The organism is Pseudomonas sp. MF09156 (assembly GCF_059862305.1).
Genome location: NZ_JCBCUR010000044.1, coordinates 1 through 2,310 on the forward strand (window position 1 = coordinate 1; position 2,310 = coordinate 2,310).

Annotated in this window: 1 protein-coding gene; it reads left to right on the top strand. The window is 53.0% G+C overall.

The annotated features are described in order from the left end of the window. Positions 1–570: 570 nt before the first annotated feature. Positions 571–2,001: an IS1182 family transposase gene (locus AC19YY_RS30940; RefSeq protein ID WP_500605319.1), complete on the top strand. Its 1,431-nt coding sequence runs from the start codon at positions 571–573 to the stop codon at positions 1,999–2,001. Positions 2,002–2,310: the final 309 nt, after the last annotated feature.

Consider the following 2,310-nt stretch of genomic DNA (forward strand, 5'->3'; position numbering starts at 1 on the left):
AAGCGCTTCGACTTCAAATGCCCAATCGAAGTTATGGGCGAGGTGATGCAGAAGGCCATGGCTATGCGGCATGATGCTCCAGCTTCAATTCAATGACCGTGTTGCACTCAGCTCCTGCAACCGCCAAGACTAATTGATGCTATAAGAAATGAATTTATCGAATATCAACCTTAGACTGTATTTCTAGACCCGCCTCTAGCACAGCGGGCTTTCGTGCTAAATCAAGAGACCTTAGGCCTTATAAGCCTCACCTGTCCGCACCAGAGACTAGCAAGGCATCCTTATTTTGCGGCTGAGATAACTCGGCGAATTTGTCCTGTTGGCCAAGAAGTTGCAGATTGGGAATGCGAGAGCAAGACTAATGTTCCCCGATTTTCCTGAGTACGTCAGGATGAAGTTAAGCGTGCGCAATGAGCTGCTCGCCGCCTTAGCGTCAGATATCGTGACCATGGTTACGACATCCGTGTCGCATACGTTCAGTCATGAGCGGCTGCTTTTGGCCCAGAGTGTGTAAAAACACCTTCGCGACCCTTGCTATGATTTCTGAGGATTTCATCGCAGGGATCGCCCATGAAGCGCTTTATCCAAGGTGAACATCGAGGCCAAGGCACCTTACTTCCCGAGAGCCTCGACGACTACGTCAGCGATACCAATCCGGTGCGCGTAGTCGACGTTTTTGTCGACGAACTCAACCTGGTTTCCTTGGGTTTTGACGGTGCTATTCCGGCTGACACAGGCCGTCCCGTTTACCACCCCGCGATCCTGCTGAATATCTACATCTACGGCTATCTCAACCGCATCCAGTCGAGCCGACGTTTGGAGCGAGAAGCCCAGCGCAACGTCGAGCTGATGTGGTTGACCGGGCGTTTGATGCCGGACTTTAAGACCATTGCCAACTTCCGAAAAGACAACAGCAAGGCCATCCGAGGCGTTTGTCGCCAGTTCGTCGTGCTCTGTCAGCAGTTGGGATTGTTTGGAGAAAATCTTGTTGCCATCGATGGCAGTAAATTCAAGGCTGTCAACAATCGCGACCGCAATTTCACCAGCGCCAAACTAAAGCGGCGCATGGAAGAGATTGAATCGAGTATCAACCGTTACCTGGCGGCACTCGATGCTGCCGATCGGCAACAACCAACAGCTTCCGAGCCCAGTGCCGGGCGGCTGGAAGAGAAAATCGCCAAGCTCAAAACTCAAATGAAGGAGCTTCAAGCGATCGAAATCCAGCTCAATGAATCGCCGGATAAACAGGTCTCACTGACCTATCCAGACGCCCGTTCCATGATGACGCGCGGCACGGGAATCGTCGGCTACAACGTGCAGACAGCGGTCGATACTCAGCACCATTTGATCGTTGCACATGAGGTGACCAACGTCGGTTCCGACCGCGATCAACTCAGCTCAATGGCCAAGCAGGCCCGCGAGGCGATGGCGTCAGATACGTTGTCGGTAGTGGCTGACCGAGGTTACTTCAAAAGCGAACAAATCCTGGCTTGTCACGATGCAGGTATCACCGCCTATGTGCTCAAGCCGATGACCTCTGGAGCCAAGGCAGACGGGCGTTTCAATAACGATGCCTTCATGTATGACGCGGCCAAAAACGAATACGTTTGCCCGGCCGGAGAGGCGCTAATCTGGCGCTATACCAACGTTGAAAAAGGCCTGACGTTGCACCGTTACTGGAGTTCGAAATGCCAGGGCTGCGCGTTGAAATTGCAGTGCACACCGAGCACGGAACGACGAGTTCGACGCTGGGAGCATGAGGACGTATTGGAGGAGATGCAGCTTCGGCTGAGCAAAGCTCCAGAGATGATGCGAGTCCGAAAACGGACGGTTGAGCATCCCTTCGGGACGCTCAAACAATGGATGGGGGCGACGCACTTCCTGACGCGAAAGCTGGCCGGGGTGAGTACGGAGATGAGCTTGAATGTGCTCGCCTACAACTTGAAACGGGTCATGAAAATCATTGGTGCCAATGGTTTGATGAAAGCGCTGTCAGCCTAAAAAAGGCCGGTTTTGACCCGGCCAGAGGCTGTAAAACAGCGTTGGCGTGCTCCAGGTCGTTACTGATGCAAGCCTTGACGCTGACTATGCGATAACTCAGCCGACAAACGTTGATACTCCAAGACCGATGAGCAATCAGCGTTTTTACACACTCTGGGCCAGTAGCAGTCAACCTATACCCCGGCGGTTGCAGGAGCTGAGTGCAACACGGTCATTGAATTGAAGCTGGAGCATCATGCCGCATAGCCATGGCCTTCTGCATCACCTCGCCCATAACTTCGATTGGGCATTTGAAGTCGAAGCGCTTAC

Coding starts and splice junctions, on each gene's coding strand:
- AC19YY_RS30940 (WP_500605319.1), top strand. CDS start 571: ATGAAGCGCTTTATCCAAGGTGAACATCGAGGCCAAGGCACCTTACTT.